22 protein-coding genes are annotated in these 21,286 nt (G+C 50.4%); 10 read left to right on the top strand and 12 right to left on the bottom strand.

Annotation, left to right across the window (positions count from 1 at the left end):
- Positions 1 to 563: 563 nt before the first annotated feature.
- Entirely contained in the window at positions 564 to 944 is a 381-nt protein-coding gene (locus N1689_RS18755) for a YgiW/YdeI family stress tolerance OB fold protein (protein ID WP_222925699.1), read from the bottom strand.
- A gap of 657 nt (positions 945 to 1,601) precedes the next feature.
- Positions 1,602 to 2,021: a DUF1090 family protein gene (locus tag N1689_RS18750; RefSeq protein ID WP_253418486.1), complete on the bottom strand. Its 420-nt coding sequence runs from the start codon at positions 2,019 to 2,021 to the stop codon at positions 1,602 to 1,604.
- A 384-nt stretch (positions 2,022 to 2,405) separates the two neighbouring features.
- On the opposite strand from N1689_RS18750, the gene N1689_RS18745 reads away from it, so the two are divergent.
- The 3 genes from N1689_RS18745 to N1689_RS18735 all read left to right on the top strand — a co-directional run bounded on the left by N1689_RS18745 (position 2,406) and on the right by N1689_RS18735 (position 3,662).
- Complete coding sequence (locus tag N1689_RS18745) at positions 2,406 to 2,642, top strand: YgdI/YgdR family lipoprotein (protein ID WP_161736740.1); 237 nt, start codon at positions 2,406 to 2,408, stop codon at positions 2,640 to 2,642.
- A 62-nt stretch (positions 2,643 to 2,704) separates the two neighbouring features.
- A complete protein-coding gene (locus N1689_RS18740) occupies positions 2,705 to 3,247 on the top strand; it encodes a YfaZ family outer membrane protein (RefSeq protein ID WP_222925698.1) in 543 nt (180 codons plus the stop codon).
- 109 nt (positions 3,248 to 3,356) lie between these two features.
- A complete protein-coding gene (locus N1689_RS18735; protein WP_371876259.1) occupies positions 3,357 to 3,662 on the top strand; it encodes a hypothetical protein in 306 nt (101 codons plus the stop codon).
- A gap of 44 nt (positions 3,663 to 3,706) precedes the next feature.
- Here N1689_RS18735 and N1689_RS18730 read toward each other — a convergent pair whose 3' ends face one another.
- Entirely contained in the window at positions 3,707 to 3,892 is a 186-nt protein-coding gene (locus N1689_RS18730; protein ID WP_135911148.1) for a DUF2256 domain-containing protein, read from the bottom strand.
- A gap of 1,208 nt (positions 3,893 to 5,100) precedes the next feature.
- On the opposite strand from N1689_RS18730, the gene N1689_RS18725 reads away from it, so the two are divergent.
- Positions 5,101 to 5,502: an H-NS family nucleoid-associated regulatory protein gene (locus N1689_RS18725; protein ID WP_098049800.1), complete on the top strand. Its 402-nt coding sequence runs from the start codon at positions 5,101 to 5,103 to the stop codon at positions 5,500 to 5,502.
- Positions 5,503 to 5,726: 224 nt separating this feature from the next.
- Here N1689_RS18725 and N1689_RS18720 read toward each other — a convergent pair whose 3' ends face one another.
- Both N1689_RS18720 and N1689_RS18715 read right to left on the bottom strand, forming a co-directional pair.
- Positions 5,727 to 6,179, bottom strand: a complete 453-nt coding sequence (locus N1689_RS18720) for a VOC family protein (RefSeq protein WP_260059784.1) — start codon at positions 6,177 to 6,179, stop codon at positions 5,727 to 5,729.
- A 55-nt stretch (positions 6,180 to 6,234) separates the two neighbouring features.
- Positions 6,235 to 7,806, bottom strand: coding sequence for a sensor domain-containing diguanylate cyclase (locus N1689_RS18715; RefSeq protein WP_161736737.1), 1,572 nt, complete (start codon positions 7,804 to 7,806; stop codon positions 6,235 to 6,237).
- A gap of 274 nt (positions 7,807 to 8,080) precedes the next feature.
- Here N1689_RS18715 and N1689_RS18710 point away from each other — a divergent pair, with 274 nt between their 5' ends.
- On the top strand, positions 8,081 to 8,482 hold the full coding sequence (locus N1689_RS18710) for an H-NS family nucleoid-associated regulatory protein (protein WP_161736736.1): 402 nt from the start codon (positions 8,081 to 8,083) through the stop codon (positions 8,480 to 8,482).
- Positions 8,483 to 8,572: 90 nt separating this feature from the next.
- Here N1689_RS18710 and N1689_RS18705 read toward each other — a convergent pair whose 3' ends face one another.
- The 4 genes from N1689_RS18705 to N1689_RS18690 form a co-directional block, all read right to left on the bottom strand.
- Entirely contained in the window at positions 8,573 to 9,565 is a 993-nt protein-coding gene (locus N1689_RS18705) for a GlxA family transcriptional regulator (protein WP_260059749.1), read from the bottom strand.
- 75 nt (positions 9,566 to 9,640) lie between these two features.
- A complete protein-coding gene (locus tag N1689_RS18700; protein WP_260059746.1) occupies positions 9,641 to 10,420 on the bottom strand; it encodes an MBL fold metallo-hydrolase in 780 nt (259 codons plus the stop codon).
- Positions 10,421 to 10,694: 274 nt separating this feature from the next.
- Positions 10,695 to 11,711 carry an NAD(P)-dependent alcohol dehydrogenase gene (locus N1689_RS18695; RefSeq protein ID WP_260059744.1) on the bottom strand — a complete coding sequence of 339 codons (1,017 nt, stop codon included), beginning with the start codon at positions 11,709 to 11,711 and terminating at the stop codon, positions 10,695 to 10,697.
- A 104-nt stretch (positions 11,712 to 11,815) separates the two neighbouring features.
- Positions 11,816 to 13,789 (bottom strand): methyl-accepting chemotaxis protein, encoded by a 1,974-nt coding sequence (locus N1689_RS18690; protein ID WP_260059741.1) that lies wholly within the window; start codon positions 13,787 to 13,789, stop codon positions 11,816 to 11,818.
- Positions 13,790 to 14,147: 358 nt separating this feature from the next.
- On the opposite strand from N1689_RS18690, the gene N1689_RS18685 reads away from it, so the two are divergent.
- On the top strand, positions 14,148 to 14,387 hold the full coding sequence (locus N1689_RS18685) for a type II toxin-antitoxin system RelB/DinJ family antitoxin (protein ID WP_161736679.1): 240 nt from the start codon (positions 14,148 to 14,150) through the stop codon (positions 14,385 to 14,387).
- A gap of 124 nt (positions 14,388 to 14,511) precedes the next feature.
- Here the strand turns inward: N1689_RS18685 and N1689_RS18680 are convergent, their stop codons facing one another.
- Positions 14,512 to 14,805 (bottom strand): hypothetical protein, encoded by a 294-nt coding sequence (locus tag N1689_RS18680; protein WP_161736671.1) that lies wholly within the window; start codon positions 14,803 to 14,805, stop codon positions 14,512 to 14,514.
- A gap of 201 nt (positions 14,806 to 15,006) precedes the next feature.
- Here N1689_RS18680 and N1689_RS18675 point away from each other — a divergent pair, with 201 nt between their 5' ends.
- Positions 15,007 to 15,183, top strand: coding sequence for a general stress protein (locus N1689_RS18675; protein WP_009093122.1), 177 nt, complete (start codon positions 15,007 to 15,009; stop codon positions 15,181 to 15,183).
- 222 nt (positions 15,184 to 15,405) lie between these two features.
- Here the strand turns inward: N1689_RS18675 and N1689_RS18670 are convergent, their stop codons facing one another.
- Positions 15,406 to 18,510 carry an efflux RND transporter permease subunit gene (locus N1689_RS18670; RefSeq protein WP_260059735.1) on the bottom strand — a complete coding sequence of 1,035 codons (3,105 nt, stop codon included), beginning with the start codon at positions 18,508 to 18,510 and terminating at the stop codon, positions 15,406 to 15,408.
- A gap of 284 nt (positions 18,511 to 18,794) precedes the next feature.
- Between N1689_RS18670 and N1689_RS18665 the strand changes: the two genes are divergently transcribed.
- Together N1689_RS18665 and yajD are read left to right on the top strand one after the other, a co-directional pair.
- Positions 18,795 to 18,962, top strand: coding sequence for a hypothetical protein (locus N1689_RS18665; RefSeq protein WP_190285975.1), 168 nt, complete (start codon positions 18,795 to 18,797; stop codon positions 18,960 to 18,962).
- Positions 18,963 to 19,194: 232 nt separating this feature from the next.
- Positions 19,195 to 19,542 (top strand): HNH nuclease YajD, encoded by a 348-nt coding sequence (yajD, locus tag N1689_RS18660; RefSeq protein ID WP_013356513.1) that lies wholly within the window; start codon positions 19,195 to 19,197, stop codon positions 19,540 to 19,542.
- 54 nt (positions 19,543 to 19,596) lie between these two features.
- Here yajD and N1689_RS18655 read toward each other — a convergent pair whose 3' ends face one another.
- Entirely contained in the window at positions 19,597 to 20,325 is a 729-nt protein-coding gene (locus tag N1689_RS18655) for a 2-phosphosulfolactate phosphatase (protein ID WP_260059732.1), read from the bottom strand.
- 202 nt (positions 20,326 to 20,527) lie between these two features.
- On the opposite strand from N1689_RS18655, the gene N1689_RS18650 reads away from it, so the two are divergent.
- Positions 20,528 to 20,866 carry a cupin domain-containing protein gene (locus N1689_RS18650; RefSeq protein WP_161736674.1) on the top strand — a complete coding sequence of 113 codons (339 nt, stop codon included), beginning with the start codon at positions 20,528 to 20,530 and terminating at the stop codon, positions 20,864 to 20,866.
- Positions 20,867 to 21,286 lie beyond the last annotated feature (420 nt).

The raw sequence follows: 21,286 nt of genomic DNA, 5'->3' as shown, positions 1-21,286 counted from the left end.
TCTCAGTTTACAGAGCGGCTTCAGAGTTCAGGTATGACAAACATATCATAACGACATTGTGTACAATAGTACCTGCCTGAGCGAATCCGGGTGTAAAGTATCTGCCTCTCATTTCATCCAGGCGCTATGGTCCTCCATTTTGAAATTCCGAAAAGAAGGTAACGAAAAATTTTAGTTACATCATACAAGTTTACTATAAAGAACAATTACGGCCCTTCGGGCCGTGCCCGACGGCTTGTCAATGAGCACTCGGGCTTTCAGAACGGCTCGCTTAGATTTGGCCAAAAACATGCACATTTCATAGGAAGATCGCCTGTTCACATATCCACAAACAAGTGTGTTGTAACTAATCTATATCTGCTTCAGGATTCAGTACCATTTTTATAAGTTGTGAATGCACCGTCTCATCCGATGTTAAACCTTGACGTTTTTGTCATCGCTATCCTGCCGGACAGGCTTCGTGAATATTTATTGCTTACTCTGGAATACCCAACCGGGAACGTGCATATAAAAATGACAGTGGCCCGGCTTCAGGTCACTGCCATATCAGTGGTAAATACAGGTTACTTCAGAACACGGACCGTTTTCACATCAATTTCAACGCTGTTCCAGTCTTTATCGACTTCGCCTTCTATGCGGACTTTGTCAGCGGGTGACAATGATTGTCCCATCCAGCGCTTGTCGTCGATATCGACGTAAATCGTTCCAGTGGCATCTTTAAATTCATAAAGTTCATGACCAACCTGTCGGATGATATTGCCTTCAAGAACGACCCATGCGTCGTCACGTAGTGTTTTAGCCTGTGCCACTGAAGCGACACCCGGAGTCGGGCCTTTAAAGCCGCCCTGTGAAGACCCCTGCCCTGCCGGATTAATAAATCCTTCCTGCGCAGAAACACCCAGACTCATTCCTGCTAATAACACCGCCAACATAATCTTTTTCATATTTTTATCTCCGTTAAATTTCCAGGGTAATTTACATCCCAGATCTTAACGGGATCTTAAGAAGTTTTATTGTCTGCACGTGTTTTGAAAATGTCATCAGTAAGGCGCTCGCACCATAAAACCATTAAAAAAATAATCAAAGTTGAATCTATGTTAACAATCAACAAAGTATAACAATAAATTAAAACCCTCTTGTTGGAAATAACCTCTTTAACACTGTTTTCAATATGGCAATACTGATAATTAATATCTACCTATTTCCGCACAAATTACTTAGTTCGCCTGCAGGTTGATAGTTATCATTTTCTGGCATAGATATATCCCGGTATTAAATTATTCTGTATCGCAGCTTTGCTCATGAAGTATTTTGTAATGTTTATAACCACTCGATTGAGTGGTTTTTTTTATGTCTTATTTCAGCTAGTTAACTTAAACCTGTAACGCTGATTATACACGCCCCGATTGCAGGGAGGGATTTTCTGGTGCCACGGAGATAGGGAGTGGCGACAGGTACTGACTGCTCATCTGAACAAGCAGCTAACTGTCTTTTATAGCATTGCGACACTTATAAAAACGGTGTTGTGACTAATAACGAAAGAGGCAGAGATCATCAAAACGTTTTCAGGCTCACATAGTGAGCCTGAAAATAGTGGGATATCAGTTCAGTCTCTGAGCATCTGCCTCAGCTTCTTTTAAATCCATTTTTGCAGATTCAAGCTTCAGCTTCTTCTCTTCTACCTTTGTCATTTTTTTTCTGATTTTATCACTACGTCCATCGACTCTGGCCTCAGCCAGTTCCTGCTGTGCTTCCTGAAGTTCAAGTTCCGCTTTTTTGACTTTCATCTCACGTTTACTGACATCATGAGAGGCACGCGTTGCCTGACGCTCATCAGTACAATAGGTTTCAATTTTGTTACGCGCAATATTGAGCCGTGCAATTTCTGCACTATTTCCATGTATTTTAGCGATTTCGCTTTTAGCTGAAATATCTGCGAGTTGATCTTTGCAGGAATCAGTTGCAGCGAACACGGTTAATGGTGAAGCAACCAGAACAAAAGCGATAATTGTTTTTTTCATAGCTATATTAAATCCTTGTTAAATTACACTAATCAGAATGATATTGCCGGTTCAATATAGCGAAAAGGAAAATAGCCACAACATAAAATTTGAAACATTAAATTATCATGTCATTAAGTCGCTATTGTTAAATTATTGGTTAGCACTTGATAGGATTCTTCATGCATATCACTTTTGGGAACCAGAAAAGTGCAATGCGTTTATTTAAACACCTTAGTTTTTAAACAATGTGCAATAATTAATCCTCTTCTGAGCAAACTATGGAAATGATCCAGATCATTTTTTTGAGCATTCGGGTCGGTACTCTTTGATTGTTATCATGTCGTTTAACAAACACAGCTAATAATGCCGCATCTTCTTAAAGAACAACGAGTGGAAAGTAAAATGACATCTTTCAATTATGGCAGAAAATTTGCCTTCGCTTTCGTGATGATGGTTTCAGTTATGTCCATTTCCGCCTGCTCAGGCAATTATGTCATCTCCACCAATGACGGCCACATGATAACCACCCATGGTAAACCCGTCAGAGATAAAGAAACGGGCATGCTCTCCTATAAAGATGCGGACGGAAACATGCATCAGTTGCAGCAGCATGACGTTAAAGAAATGGTGCAAAAGTAAATCGCTTTAAACAACGATATTGATTGATTCCCTGAAAACTCCTGATGTGGAAAAAATGAGCAATGAAAATTTCCCTAATTAGCCTTGGTTTGCTGCTGTGTGTTTCTTCATCTGCAATGGCCATTGGCCTGAATGCTGAACAAGGTAAAAACACCTCTGCGCTGGATGCTGAAATTGGCCGTTCTTCCGGCGGACTCTATCTGGACAGCCAGTGGATCAAAAATACGGCAGATGGTGTGCAGATTGGTCAGGCGGGTACCGGCTATAACCTGGAAATGGGTCCGGTGATGCTGACCGCTGGCGTTAAAGCTACCTACATCGGTGGCAAAAAAGGGGATAACGGCGTCGCATTTCCTGTCGGCGGCGGTGTGAAAATCAATCTGCCTGCCGATTTTGCGATTTATGGTGAGGGGTATTCCGCGCCGGAACAGCTGACCAACAGCGTTAAGAATTTTGTGGAAGCAAACGCTGGCGTCAGCTGGTCACCTTTAGGCCCACTGGTCTTAAAAGTGGGCTACCGCTACGCGGGTGTCGATGGCAAAGATGGACGTCCAGGTCATACGCTGATCGATGGACCGTACATTGGTGGCGGTCTGACATTTTAATGTCGGCTGAAAATTTATTTTTGCAGGTGAGGAAGCACGTTCAGTTGACCAGGCTGGCTTCCTTACTGAATAACTCGCCTCAAGGCTGGCGGGTGTCGCTGAGGAACAGATGATGAAACCTTTGATGCTGATGTTGTTCACTCTTTGTCTGACCGGATGTGTGCAATATAAATGGGTCAAACCCGATGCATCTGAGCAGCAGGAAACCATCGCAGAAACAGCCTGTCAGGCTCAGGCGCTGCGGGATTTACCGCCTGATAATATCGTCAGTGGTAAATACACCTCGAAAGACAGTAAAGATAAGACGACTGATACCGACTACTCCACCAGTGACGCCAATGAAAGTCAGCGCGAGATACTGGTGAAAGATTGCATGTTTAAAAAAGGCTGGCAACAGATTGAGGTTCAGCAATAGAGGTCTGTGAGGCCAGGTCAAAACCTGGCCTGTTCCTTTGAGTTTTACTTGTTCCGCTCAGCGTTTATTTCTGCATCATCTTTATGCTGCGCAGAACGCTGACGCCGGCAACGCTCTGAGCAATACAAAACCTCATTCCAGCACTTCTCCCACTTTTTACGCCATGACATCGGTTTGTTACACGTTTTACAGTAACGAACCGGTAATGATTTTTTATTGCCCTTAAACACTTCAGACCTCTGCAGAAGTAATCATCGCGCTGACGTTAACGCATGTGTTGTTCAGTGTAGCTTACTGAGGTTATTCCTCCCCATGTTTGCATTAGCAACATGTATACCGCGTTCAGATCAGATGATGCTGATGCCTGACCTTACCCGCTCAGCCCCAGAACGGATTGATAGTGCGAACTTATCATTAGCAACTATTTAAACTTGCGTTACTCTCTGTAACCTAAGAATGAACCCTGCTTAAATGAGAATCCACAGGGTTAATTACACCAGGCAACAGTACAGCGTCGTTCATACACGCACTCACCGGGCCGATTATTACTCTGTTCTGCTATACGTTACGTGGTGGACTTGAGACGAGAACACGTTGTCAAACCACTTATCAATCCTGGTCGAAGTTGTTCAACCAGGCGCTGAGTTTAATGCGTCTTAAGCAATAATCCTGGATAAAATGGCACACAGGCCTGAATCCACAGTATGCCATGAGGTTATTAGTTGCAGACTCTGAATGAACAAAGGGTAATTATTACCGTAAATAATCAGTTTAATGGTAAGGGACAGGCAATGATTCTGCTCAACCGCTACCCAGCAGTTTGAGTGCACAGCACATTTCACGCATATTTAAACCAACCGGCAGACAATTTTGCAGCGCTGTTATGCGTTATGTTACGTTTCTGAAAACAGAGAAATTCATAGGAAAATTAAATTATTATCATGAACTTACCACTGTGAGGCTGAATCAGCTTTTCAGTAAATAAACGAGCGAAATAATTTATAGCGGGATCTTTACAGCGAAATTATGCACAGCAGCATTGCCCTGTACGGTAACTTCGTGTGAGCTTTGCAGCTAACGTTATCCTCTTTATCAGGACGAGCATGCGAATAGCGAAGCGACTCCGCTGCCACTACAGAAAAATCAGCACGATTAATCCATAGCCCCGCTAAATTACTCTGCTTCTCAGATGATACGGGTTTTAGCCATTTTGAGTGAAGTAAGTAAAAAAATGGCGTAAATTTACTTTTGTTTAACGAGCATGCGTTCAATAGAGTTTCAACTCTCTCAGAAACAGATTAATATGTTAAAGTTGAACTATTGGTTCTGTATTATGATTCTTCGAAGGCAAGCATTTTAAAAAAGCAGGTCTGACGAAAAGCATCAGCGTGAACCCGCTCTGTATTTTTATTATCTGAACATGACTATGGTGACTTTGATGAGTGACACTCTCAACAGCTTGAATAATATCCGTACCCTCCGCGCAAATGCTCGCGAGCTTGACCTTGCTGCCCTGGAAGAAATGCTGGAAAAACTGTCTGTTGTGGTCAGTGAGCGACGTGAAGAAGCTCAGGCTTCTGAAGCGGCTAATCGTGAAAAAGCTGAGAAACTGGCAAAATATCGTGAATTATTGTTGCAGGAAGGTATCGATCCTAACGAACTGTTAAATGGTATGCCCACTGCGCCTGCTGAGAAGAAAAAACGTGCGCCTCGTCCGGCTAAATATCAGTATACCGACGAGAATGGTGACGTTAAGCAGTGGACAGGTCAGGGCCGTACCCCATCGGCTATTAAATCAGCCATCGATGCAGGTAAATCGCTGGACGATTTTCTGATCTAATTCAGAATGCCTGGATGATAACCGCCTGACATTACCCAGGCGGTTTTTTATCATCAACAGACAGAAACATATCAATCAACAACACCTACTTTTCCTGCCTTTCATGCGCTGCGAATCCTCCTTCATACACAATCATGCACAGACACTATCCTGAATGTAATAACCGAAATGCTCTGCGTAATCGCGTTGCAGATAAAAGGCTTTATTCACTTACCTGAGCCGTTTTATCTATTCACAACCGACGGGGACTTACGGGCCCTGATGATTGCCAACCCGATCTGCTGACCAAATGAAAGTTCAAGCGTATTACCATCAGGATCGGCAAAAAATGCCCAGTAACCAACGGGTATTTCACATTGCTGCGCATCGCGTCGCAATACACCTTCGCGCCGCGCAATTGCCACTTTTTCATCTATCTCTTCGCGACTGCCGCAGGCTACGCCAATATGACCAAAAGGCCCCAGTGGCGTATCGTTACTGTTATCAGATTGCACCAGTACCAGAGCAAAAGGTCGGGTCAGGTCAGACAGCCATGCGACTTTTTGCGCTTCCGCAATACCCGGTGCTCGCTGATGTATTACCTGCATCCCGGCATAACGATGATAAAAATCTACGCTTTTTTCTAAATCACATACCTGTAAAGCAAGATGAGTGAAACCGGTATCGTCTGACATGATCGCTCCCTGTTGAGGTTGAGCGATTACCGTGCCACAGGTGCAGTTCAGAATTTGATCACGCGTGCTGAGCCGGGCGCTTTTCACACATCACCCGGTTGCGCCCTGCCCGTTTCGCACGATACAAGGCCTCATCCGCACGCTCTATCAGCGCCTGTTTCCCCTGCTGTGAATCAGTAGCCAGATACATGGCACAGCCTGCACTCAGGGTAATGTGCTTTTGCGGCAGCTCAGTGGTCATATGCGGAATAGTGAGCAGATTGACGGCTGCGATGATGGACTCCGCCAGGTCCAGCGCAGCGGACAGCGGTTGTTCAGACAAAATGATGGCAAACTCTTCGCCGCCATAGCGGGCTGTGAGTTCGTTTTTGCGCCGGGCGGCGTGTTTCAGAACGGTGGCCACTTTTTTCAGACAGTCGTCACCGGCTACATGACCGTAAGTGTCGTTGTAACGTTTAAAATAGTCGATATCAAACAGAATCAGTGACACGGGCATGCCACTCAGCTCCGCATTCAGCAGGCTTTCTGTCAGCATGTGGTCGAAATGGCGACGGTTAGCAACCCCTGTCAGCCCGTCACTCTGTGCCTGATTTTCCAGGGAGCGATTCGCTGCTGTCAGTTCATCGCGTAATCGTGTCAGCTCACGCTGATAACGCAGCGTATGGCGCACCTGACGCAGCACAAACGCACCCAGTAAAAGAATAACAAGTAGCAGAGCCAGACTCAGAATCAGATCCTGTACCCAGCTCTTAAGCCAGTAGTTAAAGAGGGCACGCTTATCGTAGCCCGCGGCTACCACCAGCGGATATCGCTGTGAGCGGACAAAACCGAAGATGCGCTTTTTACCATCAAGCGCAGCCGTCCATTGACCGCTTCCTTTATCCGAATTGGCCAGGATCTTCAGGAACAGCGGACTCACTGAAAGATTTTTGCCGATGTAGCTATCGGGCATCGGCCGGGCGTAAAGCACCGTACTGTCTGCCAGCATCAGCACCAGCACATCGCCATCACTGAGTTCGTAGTAGCTGTAGAAACGGCGAAAGTAGTCCACTTTAACGGTGGCGAGCAATACACCCTTAAAACCGTTGTAAGCATCGTTGACCCGCAGGGTAACCGGAATTACCAGTTCGTGCGTGGTGCGGCTGCGAATGACCGGGCCGATATGCAGGTTATTGCGCGGGCTGGCACGATGATAATCGAAATACTCACGATCGGAATTATCAACACCTGGCGGTATCCTGCTCATCGAGGTCGCTATCCACCGGCCCCGCTCATCATAGTAGAACAGACCGTGAAGTTGCGGCAGATGGCTCTGCAAGAGATGCATCGTCTGACTCAATGCCTTACCCTCTGCACCGGTGGTGGCGAGCTGCTTTTCAAGCTCACGTTGTACTTCGCGCAATGAAAGTTCGGTTTGCAGAAACGTATCGTCAGCCTGCCGCGCCTGCGAAAGTGAAAGATTCACGGCCGTATCCTCAGCTTTACGGACGGTTTCATTCCAGTCTTCCCGCAGCGTCCACACATTTAATCCAATTACCGCCACAGTGAGTAATACACCTGAAAGCATTATGCTTCTCAGCAGCGGTGAAATTTCTGGCGCAGGACCATCATTTTTACGGCGAAACTTCATGCCTGTCCTTAATAAACCCGGTTGACTGATTTAATCACAATTAATCAAAAGCAAAAATGCAAATCCCGCAATCCCGCTTCGATAATGACAATCTGCATTAAAACAGCAGAATTCGCTTAAATCCTCACCTTAACTGGCTCAATCAGTGTTCATAGTGCAGCATTACTAGCGAATAAATCCACATTTAAGCTTCAATTCGCAGGCACGTAAATGTTACCCTTGCCGGCTGAATAATTTGCACTTTATTGATTAGCCTGGATATTTGAGGAAATTTATGAATAAGAACCTGAGCAGCCTGAATAATATCCGCACGCTTCGTGCAGAGGCGCGCAATATGGCTCTGGATATGCTCGAAGAGTTGCGCCAGAAATTAGAGACCGTAGTAAATGAGCGTCGTGATGAGGAAAACGCGCGGGCAGCAGAAGCCCGTGAAAAAGCGGAGAAACTGGCGTTTTACCAGGAGCTGTTGCTGGAAGAAGGCATTAACCCAGCGGAGCTGGTAAATAGCGCATCGCCTTCCGCAACCGGTACAAAGAAACGCGCGAAACGTCCGGCCAAATACCGTTACACCGATGAAAATGGCCTGGTCCGTTACTGGACCGGTCAGGGTCGAACGCCCTCCGTCATTAAAGCGGCGATTGAAAATGGTCAGTCGCTGGATGATTTCCTGCTTTAATCGCAACATTTCTGCCGGAATAGTGACCGCTACTGTGTGACACTATTCCGGCATTAAAATCCCGGAATGCCGATAGCCATCCCGACTTGATCATGCGTTATCTTTTGCCACTTTCTCGTCGTTCACCCTCTTCTGTGGACCACGAAACGCCCGGCGCCACTCGCTGGGAGAGACGCCAAACCGGGATTTGAAACGCTGCCGGAATGAGACAGGTGAATCAAAGCCTGCCTTTGCTGCTACACATTCAATGCTGATGCCGGTGGTTTCCAGTAACTGCTGGCTACGCTGCAGACGCTCAGCCGTCAGCCAATCGCCCAGTGACATCCCCGTCGCCTTATGAAAATGGCGCGTCAGCGTTCGCCGGCTCATGCTGAGTGTGTGCGCGAGTGAGTCCAGATCCTGCGGCAGATGCAGATTCTCTCGCAGGGATGCCAGCAGTGCATTGATCTTACCGTCTCGCGTGGACGCCGGAACCGGCCGCTCAATAAATTGCGCCTGTCCGCCTTCACGGTAAGGCGGCACCACCATACGTCTGGCCACCCGATTCGCTACGGCGCTGCCATAGTGCTGACGGATGATGTCCAGACAGCAGTCGATACCCGCCGCAGTGCCGGCAGAGGTGATAAGACGATCGTCCCGGGTATAAAGGGCATTGCTGTCGAGCAGAACCTGCGGAAAGCGTTCGCTGAAGTCACGCTCAAATTCCCAGTGGGTAGCAGCCCGATGCTGATCAAGCAGGCCTGCATAAGCCAGTACGTAAGTCCCCAGACAAAGTCCGACGACCTCCGCGCCACGCTGCCAGGTAGCCATCAGCTTATCAAGCAGCGCCTGTGACGGTTTTTCGTCCGGATTGTGCCAGTATGGCACGATAACGATATCTGCCTGATCAAGCAGGGTTAGCCCATGCGCCACCATGATTGACAGCCCCATCTCTGAGATCACCGGGCCTGATTTTTCTGCACAGATATCAATATGAAACAGATCCTGCTGCGGCAGAGCAGAGCCGAACAGAATGCAGGGAACTGAAAAATGAAATGGACTAAAACCGGCTGTAGCCAGCACAGCAACTCTCAGAGCAGCCATCTTCCCCCCCTTATTGTGTGAAAATGTATGATTAAGAATGAACCGCGCAATTGGGCCGGTTTAATGCCACGATGCTCAGAACATCATCGTTTCACCATCTTCCGGGATCACTACCTGGTCAGCAATATCCTGTTCCTGGGTGTAAGCTCGCAGTTCAGCGCGTGTCAGCAGACAATGGTTGATCGCTTCCATGTGCGAAGTTACCAGTGTCGCTTCAGGCAGAATATTGAGCGTACGCAGCGTATCCTCTTTTCCCATGATAATCGGGCCATAGAGATCGTTAGTCGCATTGCCGGCATTGATTACCACGACCTGCGGCTGAAAACGTTGCAGCGTTCTGACATAAGGCTTAACCCAGACGGTATCCCCGGCAATGTAGAGCGTTTTTTCTGACGGATGGGTAAACACCAGACCACAGGCATCACCCAGAATATCGCCCATTGTTTTGTCGGCGTACAACGCATTGCTGCCATGCTGACCCTCTGTTTTGTGGATTGTCAGGCCGTCGACAAACGAATTTTCATCCTGCAGCACCCGAACGTGTGCAAAACCCTGCGAACGAATCAGCGCTGCATCACTTTCATTCTGGCTATAGATCATCATCGTCTTCGGTATAAGCTGCTGCGCAGCCTCGTCCCAATGGTCCATATGTGTGTGGGTGACAATCACTGCATCTACCTCCAGCAGCGCCTCAACCGGGAGAGGCAGCTCAACCATGGGATTGCGCAGATGGGGACGGGCGTTACCGGTAAAGCCTGGCCACGCTTCTTTATCAGCCAGCATCGGATCGATCATGAATTTATTGCCTGCATACTCCAGCAGCAGTGTGGCATTACGAATCTGGGTCAGCTTCATTGTGTGCTCCATAAACGGTCTGTTTTGATATCAGCCAGGCTTACAGGCTGTGATACGTTCACTTTACCGCATGCTCTGACCTGCCCGTGACAGGCTCACAGGACAGTGTTCGATGGATTCGGGCCAGTTTTGAATGTATCGCTGACGGGAGTCCGAGCTTGATGGAAGAAAGGGCATGACCTGATTGTGAAACAAATCATCAGGAGCAGGGCTGACAACATGAGGACAAAAAAAATGCCGCAGCAGGCTGCGGCATATTCATTTCAGATTCGCATCAGAAATCGGCTTTAAGAACCACGCGGTAATTGGCTTTACCGGCGCGGACGTGATCCAGCGCTTTATTGATGTCTGACATCGGGAAGAATTCAACCTGTGGCGCAATATCCGCACGCGATGCAAGTCGCAACAGCGAGCGCAGCTGGCCTGGTGAGCCGGTTGATGAACCGGTTACCGCTTTGTCGCCCAGGATCAGATCAAAAGCACTGACTTCAATCGGCTTCAATACGGCACCCACAGTGTGGAATTTACCCTGAGGTGCCAGCGCGGCGAAATAAGGTTTCCAGTCCAGGTCGACTGCCACGGTGCTCAGGATCAGATCAAAACGACCCGCCTGCTTCTTCAGGGCTTCAGGATCACGGCTGTTAACCACTTCATCCGCACCCATATCCAGAATCGACTGCTTCTTATCCGGCGTTGAGCTGAAGGCCACGACTTCGGCACCCATCGCGTGCAGGAGTTTAATCGCGATATGGCCCAGACCGCCAATACCAATCACGCCAACACGGCTGGTCGCAGTGATGTTGCTCATCAGCAGGGGTTTAAATACGGTAATACCGCCGCACAGCAGCGGACCGGCGCTGGCCGCATCCAGTTTTTCCGGCAGCGGGATAACCCATTGCCAGTCGGCGCGCAGCTTCTCGGCAAAACCACCCTTGTTCATGATGGTCGGGATGCTGCCCTGCTGACAGTTAACCTGCTCGCCGTTGATACAGGCATCGCAGTGCTGACAGCTTTTGGCTGTCCAGCCAATTCCTACACGCTGGCCGATTGAGAGACCTTTGCTTTTAGCCGCTTCGCCCAGGGCTGAAACCCGGCCAATCACTTCATGTCCTGCAATCACCGGGAACTGAGAGATGCCCCATTCGTTATCGATCATCGACAGATCTGAGTGGCAGACGCCACAATATTCCACCTGGACTTCGACTTCTTCGGCTGCCAGCTCGGCGGCATCGTACTCATAGAGTTCAAGGGCCTGGCCAGCCTGCATGGCTGCATAACTTTTGATTTTCATTAGTACCTCTGCGTGGTTAATCACCGACAAGTGTAACAACTGAAAGCCTGCCTTGCCTGGCCGTTACGCTTACACCGCACTTTTTTGTCTTTTATGTTGATAAATCAGCCTTTAACCTGCGCCCCGGAAAGCGTTTGTAACACTTTGAGCTGCGCGACCGCTTCCTGCATCGCGTCCATTCCCTGCGTCAGTTCACGCAGGCTGCCGAGATGCTTCGCAATGTCGGCGCGCTCATGTCGGGTCTGCTGATTCATGGCTGCCAGCGTATCGGCCGCGCTGATGCTGCGCTCAGCCATCTGTGCCGCCGTCTGTGCCGAGTCATTGGCCACCAGCCGGATCCGTGAGATGGTGGTAACCGCCTCGCCGATGTTACTCGCCGTGGCTTCAGCCTGCTCTTTCGACGAATGTGCCAGACGACGAACTTCGCCTGCTACTACGGCGAAGCCGCGGCCAGCCTCGCCTGCACGTGCTGCTTCGACAGCGGCATTCAACGCCAGAATGTTGGTCTGGAAAGCTATATTGCTGATGCCATGCGTAATCTCATTGATGCCATTCGATATTTTTTCCAGATCGTCAAGCCCTTCATCCAGCCGGCCCTGCGCCTGCTGACTCTCAGTGGCGATGTTGCTGATGTTACGGATACTGCTTTCTGCCAGACTCAGCGTTTCGCCCTGGCTGTGAGTCGCCGTTTCCAGTACCGGTAGCGCCTCCATCAGCGGCGTCAGCGCCTGCTGATAGTTGATCACCCGATCCAGCACCCGTGTCTGAATGCTGTTCAGCGCTTCCCAGCGGCGCAACGCGCGCTGCGCGTAATGGGCAGCGTAACCGGCATACTCCACCGGAAACTGGCTCATCGCTTTGACGTCATGATTGAAAAACACCAGCGCCGAAAGCGTCTGATTGATTGGCACGCCCAGGATTTCACCAAAGCTGGAAAAGCCGGCCGCGGCAATCCCTTTGAAGAAGTGGGCATTTTGCAGTTTGTCAGCATTACCTACACGACGCAGGATACAGTCGTTCATGAGTATTGCGGCCGGTTTGCCATGCCGGGCAGTAAAAGCCTGCCACTCCTGCTGTGTCGCCTGTTTAAAGTCTTTTTCTTCCATCAGGAACAGCCGATCGCCAAACTCAAGGTCACAGAAAAAGTGCACGCCACCCGATTCAATTTTGGCGATCGAGCGAATGAAGTACTCCCCACCGACTTTAACGCCGAAAGTTAACCCCTTTAGCCGCTCGGTCAACTGCGCTTCGGTGCAGTTGAGATGTTCACACAGCGACGCGACAAACGGCTGCTGCTGACCCTGACGGTTAAATACAGAAGTGACGGTGCGCGCAATCGGATCGGCTTCAGCAATCAGCCAGCTCTGCTCGCGTGGCGTGAAGTTCTGGCTTTTAAACGGCGCAAAGGATTTTCCTGCTGCCATCTGGCAGAACACGATGACAGCCTTGCCCTGCAGTACCCTCCCACCCGCACCAATCCAGGTGCCATCAAAGGTGATTTTGCCGCCCGCTGAACCACCAATCGCCAGGCAGGGAAAACGCCCACAGTTGTACCAGGCCTGCATCAGAAAGCCTTCTGACGCTGACAATCCATCGCAGTAAATCATGGCGAAAGTACGATCCGCCGAAAGCGGCATCCGCACCTGCAACCGTGCCAGCTCCTGCTGGATGGCGGTGATACGCTGGCTGGCGGTCTGTGTGTCGGCGACATGCAGGTCGACAATGTGTGTCTCATGACTGGCGATCAGCGTGTCGGGCAGCCAGAGATAGCTTCCTTCCGGGCCATTCCCCTCACAGTAGGTACTTTGTGATCGACTGCTGCTCAGCGCACCGTTGGAAGAGAGCGTCAGCACCGTCAGATCGGGGGTGTTAAAGCGCTGCCAGGCCTGACTGACCCGCTGAAAATCGGCTTCTGGTGGAACAAACGTCATCAGGATCCCGCCCGCGCGCGAGCTTAAACCAATGGAAGAGAGTGAATCTGGCAACGCACGACAATCCCAGGTGCCATTCGCTGGCTGGCTGCTACGCCTAAGACGGGCAACAGGCAGGCGTCTTTTGATCGTCTTAATGATCGACATATTATTATTTTCGCTTTTATGTGAGTAACTTGCGCTTAATTCGCATTGTCTGATGTGTATAAAAGGAGGGCTAAATGCAGGTCCGTTCGCGTTCAGAACTCGTCGCTGAGTGCCGGATTCATCATTGACTGGCGCGCTCAACGCCATTGAGTTATCGCCACCAGCGGGAAAACCTTTAACGATTGCTGCAGTTGGTTTAATGGATGAGTTTGTTACATTTTCGTAGCATAAAATAATACAGGACGAGAGTCTGGCGGGCAGATGTAAAGCTGTGCTGGTAACTGATGTCTGCTGTTTGCGATGCAGACTCACCAATACGCTAATTGTAATGTCAAATGTAAATACAAAAGGGCTGACCCTGGGCACAATTAACATTCGAATCGATGATGATCTGAAAACACCATCCTATGCTGCGCCCGAAAAAATGGGTGTAACGCCATCTGATGCGCTGCGCCTCATGGCTGAATATATCGCAGATAATGAACGTCTTCCCTTTAAGCAGACGTTACTCAGTGACGAAGATGCAACGTTAGCAGACAGCGTTAAAGAACGCCTGAGGAACCCTGAGCCTGTACGGGTCACACTGGATGATCGTTAATGCGCTGGGTCGGTTATGTGGTGGCTGTCGGAAAAAGAGAGCACTCAGAGGTTTATTCTGCGGCCTCCTGGCGTCTCTCTTAATCGGACGCCTTCACTGCTAAAAATGAGCAGCTCTCTGCTCATTATGCACTCTGCTCCTGCCAGTGCCGTTCGCAACGCTCCCGCGCTTCGGCAGTCAAATCGCGTAGATCGGGCAGCGTATCGCCGGAGCCGTAGCCCATTGATCCCATCGCTTCCTGCTGTTCATCCTGCGCAGCAAAAGTGATTTTCTCCTCCAGTTTCTGCCAGCTATCGCCCTGCTGTCGTGAGATCACAGCAAAAGTGGGCGTCTGTGCATCATCGCCGTAGATTTCATATTTCTGCTTCTGCTCGTCAGAACCAAACTCAAGCGTGTCGATTAATGTCGCGTCGCTCATAGCATTCTCCTTTTTCGTCAGGCCTTTAAGCGTAGCTCATCAGTCATTGCCCTGCTGTGGCTAACCGGCAGAAGAAATTTAATCTCTGCCTTATCAAGGCCTTGACGCTGTGCATTTGCATAAACGAAGCGGGCGACTATGCTTCCTGGTGTGACTAGCTAGTCCTTTTTATCTAATGGAACATTGATATGAGGTCTTCCTATGACACAACAGAAATACAGAGGTGGTGCCGGTAATTTTGCCAACGATCCGGAACGTGCGAGTGAAGCTGGCAGTGCAGGAGGCAAAGTCAGTGGGGGCAATTTCAAAAATGATCATGAGAAAGCCAGGGAAGCCGGTCGGAAAGGAGGCAAGATTAGTCGCCGTCCTTCTAAGTAATTCTGAATAAAGCGCTTTAGGACGTTTTACGCCATGGAGTGGCATCTCTCCTGAGTGAACCCACGACGATTTTCGCCCCTCATCTGTCTCTGCCATAAAATACTTTTACGCTTTTTCACCTCTCTGGTATGCGCGACCCGGATAGCGGATCTGACGGCACGTTTTACCGGAGGAGCCGTGATTTCAGCCCGCCAGTCCTGTCGGACAGACGAGCTGAGAGCATTATTTTGCGTCACGATGCCGGGTCAGATAGTGCTTCACCAGCACAAAGAATAGCGGAACGAAGAATAATGCCAGCACGGTACCTGCCAGCGTGCCGCCAATGATACCGGTGCCGATGGCGATGCGGCTGTTAGCACCGGCACCGGTCGCCAACGCCAGCGGTATCACCCCGGCGATAAAGGCCAGTGAGGTCATCATAATCGGTCGCAGACGGGTGCGTGCCGCCAGTAACGCTGCAGCACTCAGCGAACTGCCCCGACGCACTGCATCCTCGGCAAATTCGATAATCAATATCGCGTTCTTGGAAGTCAGCCCGACCGTAGTCAGCAACGCCACCTGGAAGTAGATATCGTTGCTTAATCCGCGCAGCGCCACGGCAAGCACCGTACCCAATACACCGAGTGGCACCGCTAACAGTACGGAGAATGGCACCGACCAGCTTTCATACAGCGCAGCCAGGCAGAGGAAAACCACCAGAATCGAGATCGCATAAAGCGTGGTCGACTGCCCGCCCGCCTGCTTCTCCTGCAGCGAGAGTCCGCTCCACGCGCCCGTCGTGCCTGCCGGTAGTTCATTGGCCAGCCGCTCAATGGTGTTCATGGCATCACCGGAGCTGAACCCTTCGGCGTTCTGACCCTGAATTTCATACGAGGCAGAGCCGTTGTAGCGGTTAAGACTTTCCGGTCCCATGGTCCAGCGGGTCGAAGCAAATGCTGAGAACGGCGTCATGCTGCCTTCACTGTTACGGATGTACCACTTATCCAGATCCGACGGCGCGGAGCGATACTGACCATCGCCCTGCAGATAAACGCGTTTCACCCGGCCACGATCAATAAAGTCATTGATGTAAGCTCCGCCCCAGGCGCTGGTCAGCGTGTCGGTCACATCATCCAGCTGAAGTCCCAGCGCCACCGCTTTACTGGTATCGATATCAATCTGCAGCTGCGGAGTCTGTGGCAGGATATTCGCCCGCACGCCGATCAGTTCCGGGCTTTGCGCGGCGCTCTGCAACAGCTGATCGCGGAGGTTACCCAGTTGCTCACGCGTGGTGCCACCGCTGGCCAGCAGCTCATAGGTGAAGCCATTATTCTGTCCCAGCCCCGGCACCGACGGCGGTGTCAGTGCAAAGATCTGCGCATCCCGAATCGACGCAAGCGCATAGGTGGCGCGTCCGGCAATCGCTTCGGCAGAGTTCTCACTGCCGGGTCGCTGGTCCCAGTTTTTAAGTTTGATAAACGCCATACCGGCATTCTGCGCCGCACCGCTGAAGTTAAAGCCGTTGATGGTGAAGACCACATCAATGTTCTGTTTCTCTTCCGTCAGGAACCAGTCAACAATCTGCTGATTAACGGCCTCTGTGCGGCTGGCGGTTGCGCCCGCAGGCAACGTCGCCTGAAGCATAATGCTGCCCTGATCTTCGGTCGGCAGGAAGCTGCCTGGCAGTCGGGTGAACATCACAAACAGCACCACGCCCATTGCGGCGTAGAGTGACACCATGATTAGCGGACGACGCAACGTTTTCACCACTTTATGACGATACTGACGCTCGGTGGCAGCATAAAAGCGGTTAAACCCGCCAAAGAAGCCTTTGCGATGGGGTGCTGTTGGCCGCAGCAGCATGCCACACAGCGCAGGCGTCAGGGTTAGCGCCACCACCACAGAGAAGGTCATGGCGGCTATGATAGTGACGGAGAACTGCCGATAGATCACGCCGGTTGATCCGGCAAAAAAGGCCATAGGCAGAAAGACAGCGGAAAGCACCAGCGCGATAGCCACCAGCGCACCGGAGATCTCCTTCATCGACTTTTCCGTTGCCTCACGCGCCGGCAAAGCTTCGTCATGCATAATGCGCTCGACGTTTTCCACAACCACGATCGCATCATCCACCAGTAGCCCGATAGCCAGTACCATCGCAAACAGCGTCAGGGTATTGATGGTATAGCCGCACAGCGCCAGTACACCAAAGGTGCCGAGCAGCACGACCGGCACCGCCAGCGCCGGGATCAGCGTCGCGCGGATGTTTTGCAGGAACAGGTACATCACCACCACCACCAGCGCGATGGCTTCAATCAGGGTGATCACCACATCCTCAACGGAGATTTTGATGAAGTCGGTGCTGTCGAGCGCATAGGCCACTTCGTAGCCCTGCGGCATCGAGTGGCGATACTCTTCAACTTTGTTTTTGACCAGCGTCGCCGTGGCCAGCGCATTCGCACCCGGTGCCAGCATTACGCCGACACCCGCCGCAGGATGCCCGTTGAGTCGGGTGGTCATGTCATAAGATTCGCCGCCCAGCTCTACCCGCGCCACATCCCCTACCCGCACGATGGCGCCGCTTTTATCACTTTTAACAATGATGTTGCGAAATTGTTCCGGCGTCTGCAGCCGTGACTGCGCTCTGACCGTGGCCGTGAGTTGTTGATTGTCAGGTGATGGAAGGCCGCCGATTTTACCGGCTGAAACCTGAATGTTCTGCGAGCGTATTGCTGCCGACACGTCAGAGGGCTGCAACGCATAAGAGTTTAGCTTGAAGGGATCGAGCCAGATGCGCATCGCATACTGGCCGCCAAACACCTGGATGTCACCGACGCCTTCAGTCCTGGCAAGCGGCTCCTGCATATTACTGACCAGCCAGTCGCCGATATCGGTGCTGTTGCTTTTACCTGTCGTATCATACAGCCCCATCACCAGCAGGAAGTTCGACTGTGATTTGGTCACGGTGACGCCAAGCTGCTGCACCTCGCTGGGCAGACGCGAGAGCGCCTGCTGCACCTTGTTCTGCACCTGCACCTGCGCGGTATCCGGATCGGTGCCCTGACTGAAAGTGACGGTGACCGACACATTCCCCTGCGAGCTGCTGCTGGAGGTAAAATAGAGCAGATTATCCAGCCCGGTCAGCTGCTGCTCAATCACCTGAGTGACGCTGTTCTCCAGCGTCTCCGCAGAGGCACCGGTGTAAGTCGCACTGATATTTACCGAGGGCGGTGCAACATCAGGATATTGTTCAACCGGCAACAGGGTGATGGAAAGCGCACCAAGCAGCATAATTAAAATGGCAACAACCCATGCGAACACGGGACGATAAATAAAAAAGCGAGAAAACATCAGCGGGATCTCATCCTGTGGGGCGGGAGTAAAACCTGCATTCCTGCAGGTCAACAAACTGCGTTGATTATAGGTTGTCACATCCGGTTAAACATCCTGACATGATCTTTTCCTCAACCGGGCTGATCGCGACGCGGTGCCGCCAGTTTATTTTGTAGCGGCCTGATCGGGTCATATCCGGTGTGATTGCTAAAAACATCGGTGTAGAACGAATCTGATGATGAACTGAGCAAAATAGTCATCCCTGACTATCCTGAAAAAAGGATATCAATCAGGAGAGAACAATGAAATTTTTCTACTTCGTTTCGCTTATCGCCTCTGCACTCTATTTACTGATCTTTCTGCCCAAACTCCGTACCCGACGCGAACCCATTGCCTACTGGGGGTGCTGGATTTATCTGGGAGCCAACGCGATTTTCTGGGCAGTTTATGGCATCCGGCATTACATTTAGCGCGGAATTTTAAGCAAAGCGGTAAATCTTCATGTTTCTGGCGTTATCCTGCTGATAGGCAGGGCTAGCGCTGGCAACAGGTTAAGTTTTTAGTAGCGGGTAGCTGCCGGTTATCGCTTTGAGCTTGTCAGCCCGCCTTCCCGCGTAACAGGATGATTTTTCCTCTGGTTCCGTTGTGGGATATAGTGTCTGCACTATCGTGAACACCTCTGCAAAACAGGTAATCAATGCCATGGCTCTGATCCCTAAAAACTATTCGCGGCTGGAAAGCGGCTACCGTGAGAAAGCACTTAAAATCTATCCGTGGGTGTGTGGGCGCTGCTCACGCGAATTTGTTTATTCAAATCTGCGCGAGCTGACGGTTCACCATATTGATCATGACCACACCAATAATCCGGAAGATGGCAGCAACTGGGAGTTGTTGTGTCTCTATTGTCACGACCATGAGCACTCGAAGTACACCGAAGCTGACCAGTATGGCACCCGCGTGGTCGCAGGCGAGGATGCACAAAAAGATGTTGGTGAGGCGACCTACAATCCCTTTGCCGATCTGAAGTCGATGCTGAATAAGAAGAAGTAACCGCTTAATTTTTGAGCCTGTCAGGACAACAATGCGCTGACAGGCTCAGCCTCGTTACGAACCTGCCGCATAAAAATCACCCTGCAACTGACAGGCCCACTGCGCGCTATCCAGATCCAGACAGAGATCGACATCCTCCTGAAATCCGCGCTGTTGAAGTTCCAGCGCTGAAGCGCATTCGCGAAGAGATAATAGATTCAGCTGCTGCCAGGCGGCAACCGCACCTGCTGCTTCCGGGGAGCAACGGTCATGCCCGATTGCCGCAATAATGCCACCGGCTGCAGCATAGTCCTCTGTGGCCGGCCGAAACGTGCCATCGGGCCAGCGCTCCCCACAGGGGATAACCAGAATGCGTTTAAAGTCCCGGCAGGCCATTGCAGTCTGCGAGAGGTTCCTGAAGCAACCGCTGAATACGGTGACGTCCGTATCCACATCCCGGGCCAGGAATGAAATCGCTGATCCATTGGGAGACGGCAGTACCAGTTTCTCGCCCTCTGCTATTTTCCTGATCGACGCAGGCGAGAGACTAAAACCGTCCCTGTCAGATAATCTGTCGAAGCTGGCGAGCCGTGCGCCGATGTTGTTTGCAAAACCGATGGCAGATGCATCCTTCCAGGGGTAAGGATAAACCTGTGCGCCATTATCGACCGCTATGCTGACACAGGTGGAGAAAGACATCACATCGACGATCACGATACACTCCACATTCTTTGCCGCGTAACGGACTGCTGCTGTCCCCCACTCAAGGCGAACGTCAAATCTGTCCTGATTAAACCAGTGCATATCTCATCCTCCGTTACAGCCTGTCAGGCGTGCACCGCTCAATCTATGACACGCCATTGGCGGGTCATGATCGATTAGGTTACCACCACAGCCAAAAATCCATTGAGGTTATTACCAACACTAAAATTTGAGCGTCAACAACCTGGCCTTGTATAGTTAGCCGGGGTTTGAATCCTTACAACAACAATCAGGGCGCAGGACGATGATTTCAAAAGAGAATGCAGAACATTATGTCTGGGGAGACGGGTGCGATGGCTGGTATCTGATAAACCGCAAAGATATGTTAGTCATTCATGAAAAAATGCCGCCCGCCACCCGTGAGAAAAGACACTATCATGCTTCATCCCGGCAGTTTTTCTTTGTTCTTCAGGGCGTACTGTCGATGGAGCTGGAGGGCGAAGTGCATGATATCAGTGCGCAACAGGGAATCGAAATTCCGCCACACGCTAAACACCAGGCCAGAAATAACAGCGATGCGCCAGTGGAGTTTATTGTGATTTCTCATCCGACAACACGAGGCGATCGTACAGACCTCTCCTGATCGGCCAACAACGCCCGGCAACGGTGCTGTCTCATGATGTGAACAGATACCTGCAGAACGATACTTTAAATACCAGAGCGGGTTGTTAATTTGTGCGGTAATAACGATCTGTTATATTTTCCTGTGCCCGGATCCCGTTACACCAACACTGCCGTTGTGAATATTTTTTCCGCTTTAGTGTACAGGTAGAAATATTAACCGTAATGACTTTCCCCCTAAGAAATTAAATACTTCAGGCTCGCTATCAGATTATCAGCCTTCTATAACAACCATTTACCTGCCATCGTTTTATTACCAGTCATAGTAACCTTTCAGTCTCTGATAAATTACCCTGATGATAACGCAGTACCGTCTCGTTTATTATCACCTGACCCTCCCTCTTATTTCATACCAGAAAAACAGAGTGCAGGATCCCTGCCG

The organism is Pantoea sp. XY16, from assembly GCF_025153065.1.
In the GTDB taxonomy this organism is placed as follows: domain Bacteria; phylum Pseudomonadota; class Gammaproteobacteria; order Enterobacterales; family Enterobacteriaceae; genus Pantoea; species Pantoea alfalfae.
This window is presented reverse-complemented; position numbering and strand designations above follow the sequence as displayed.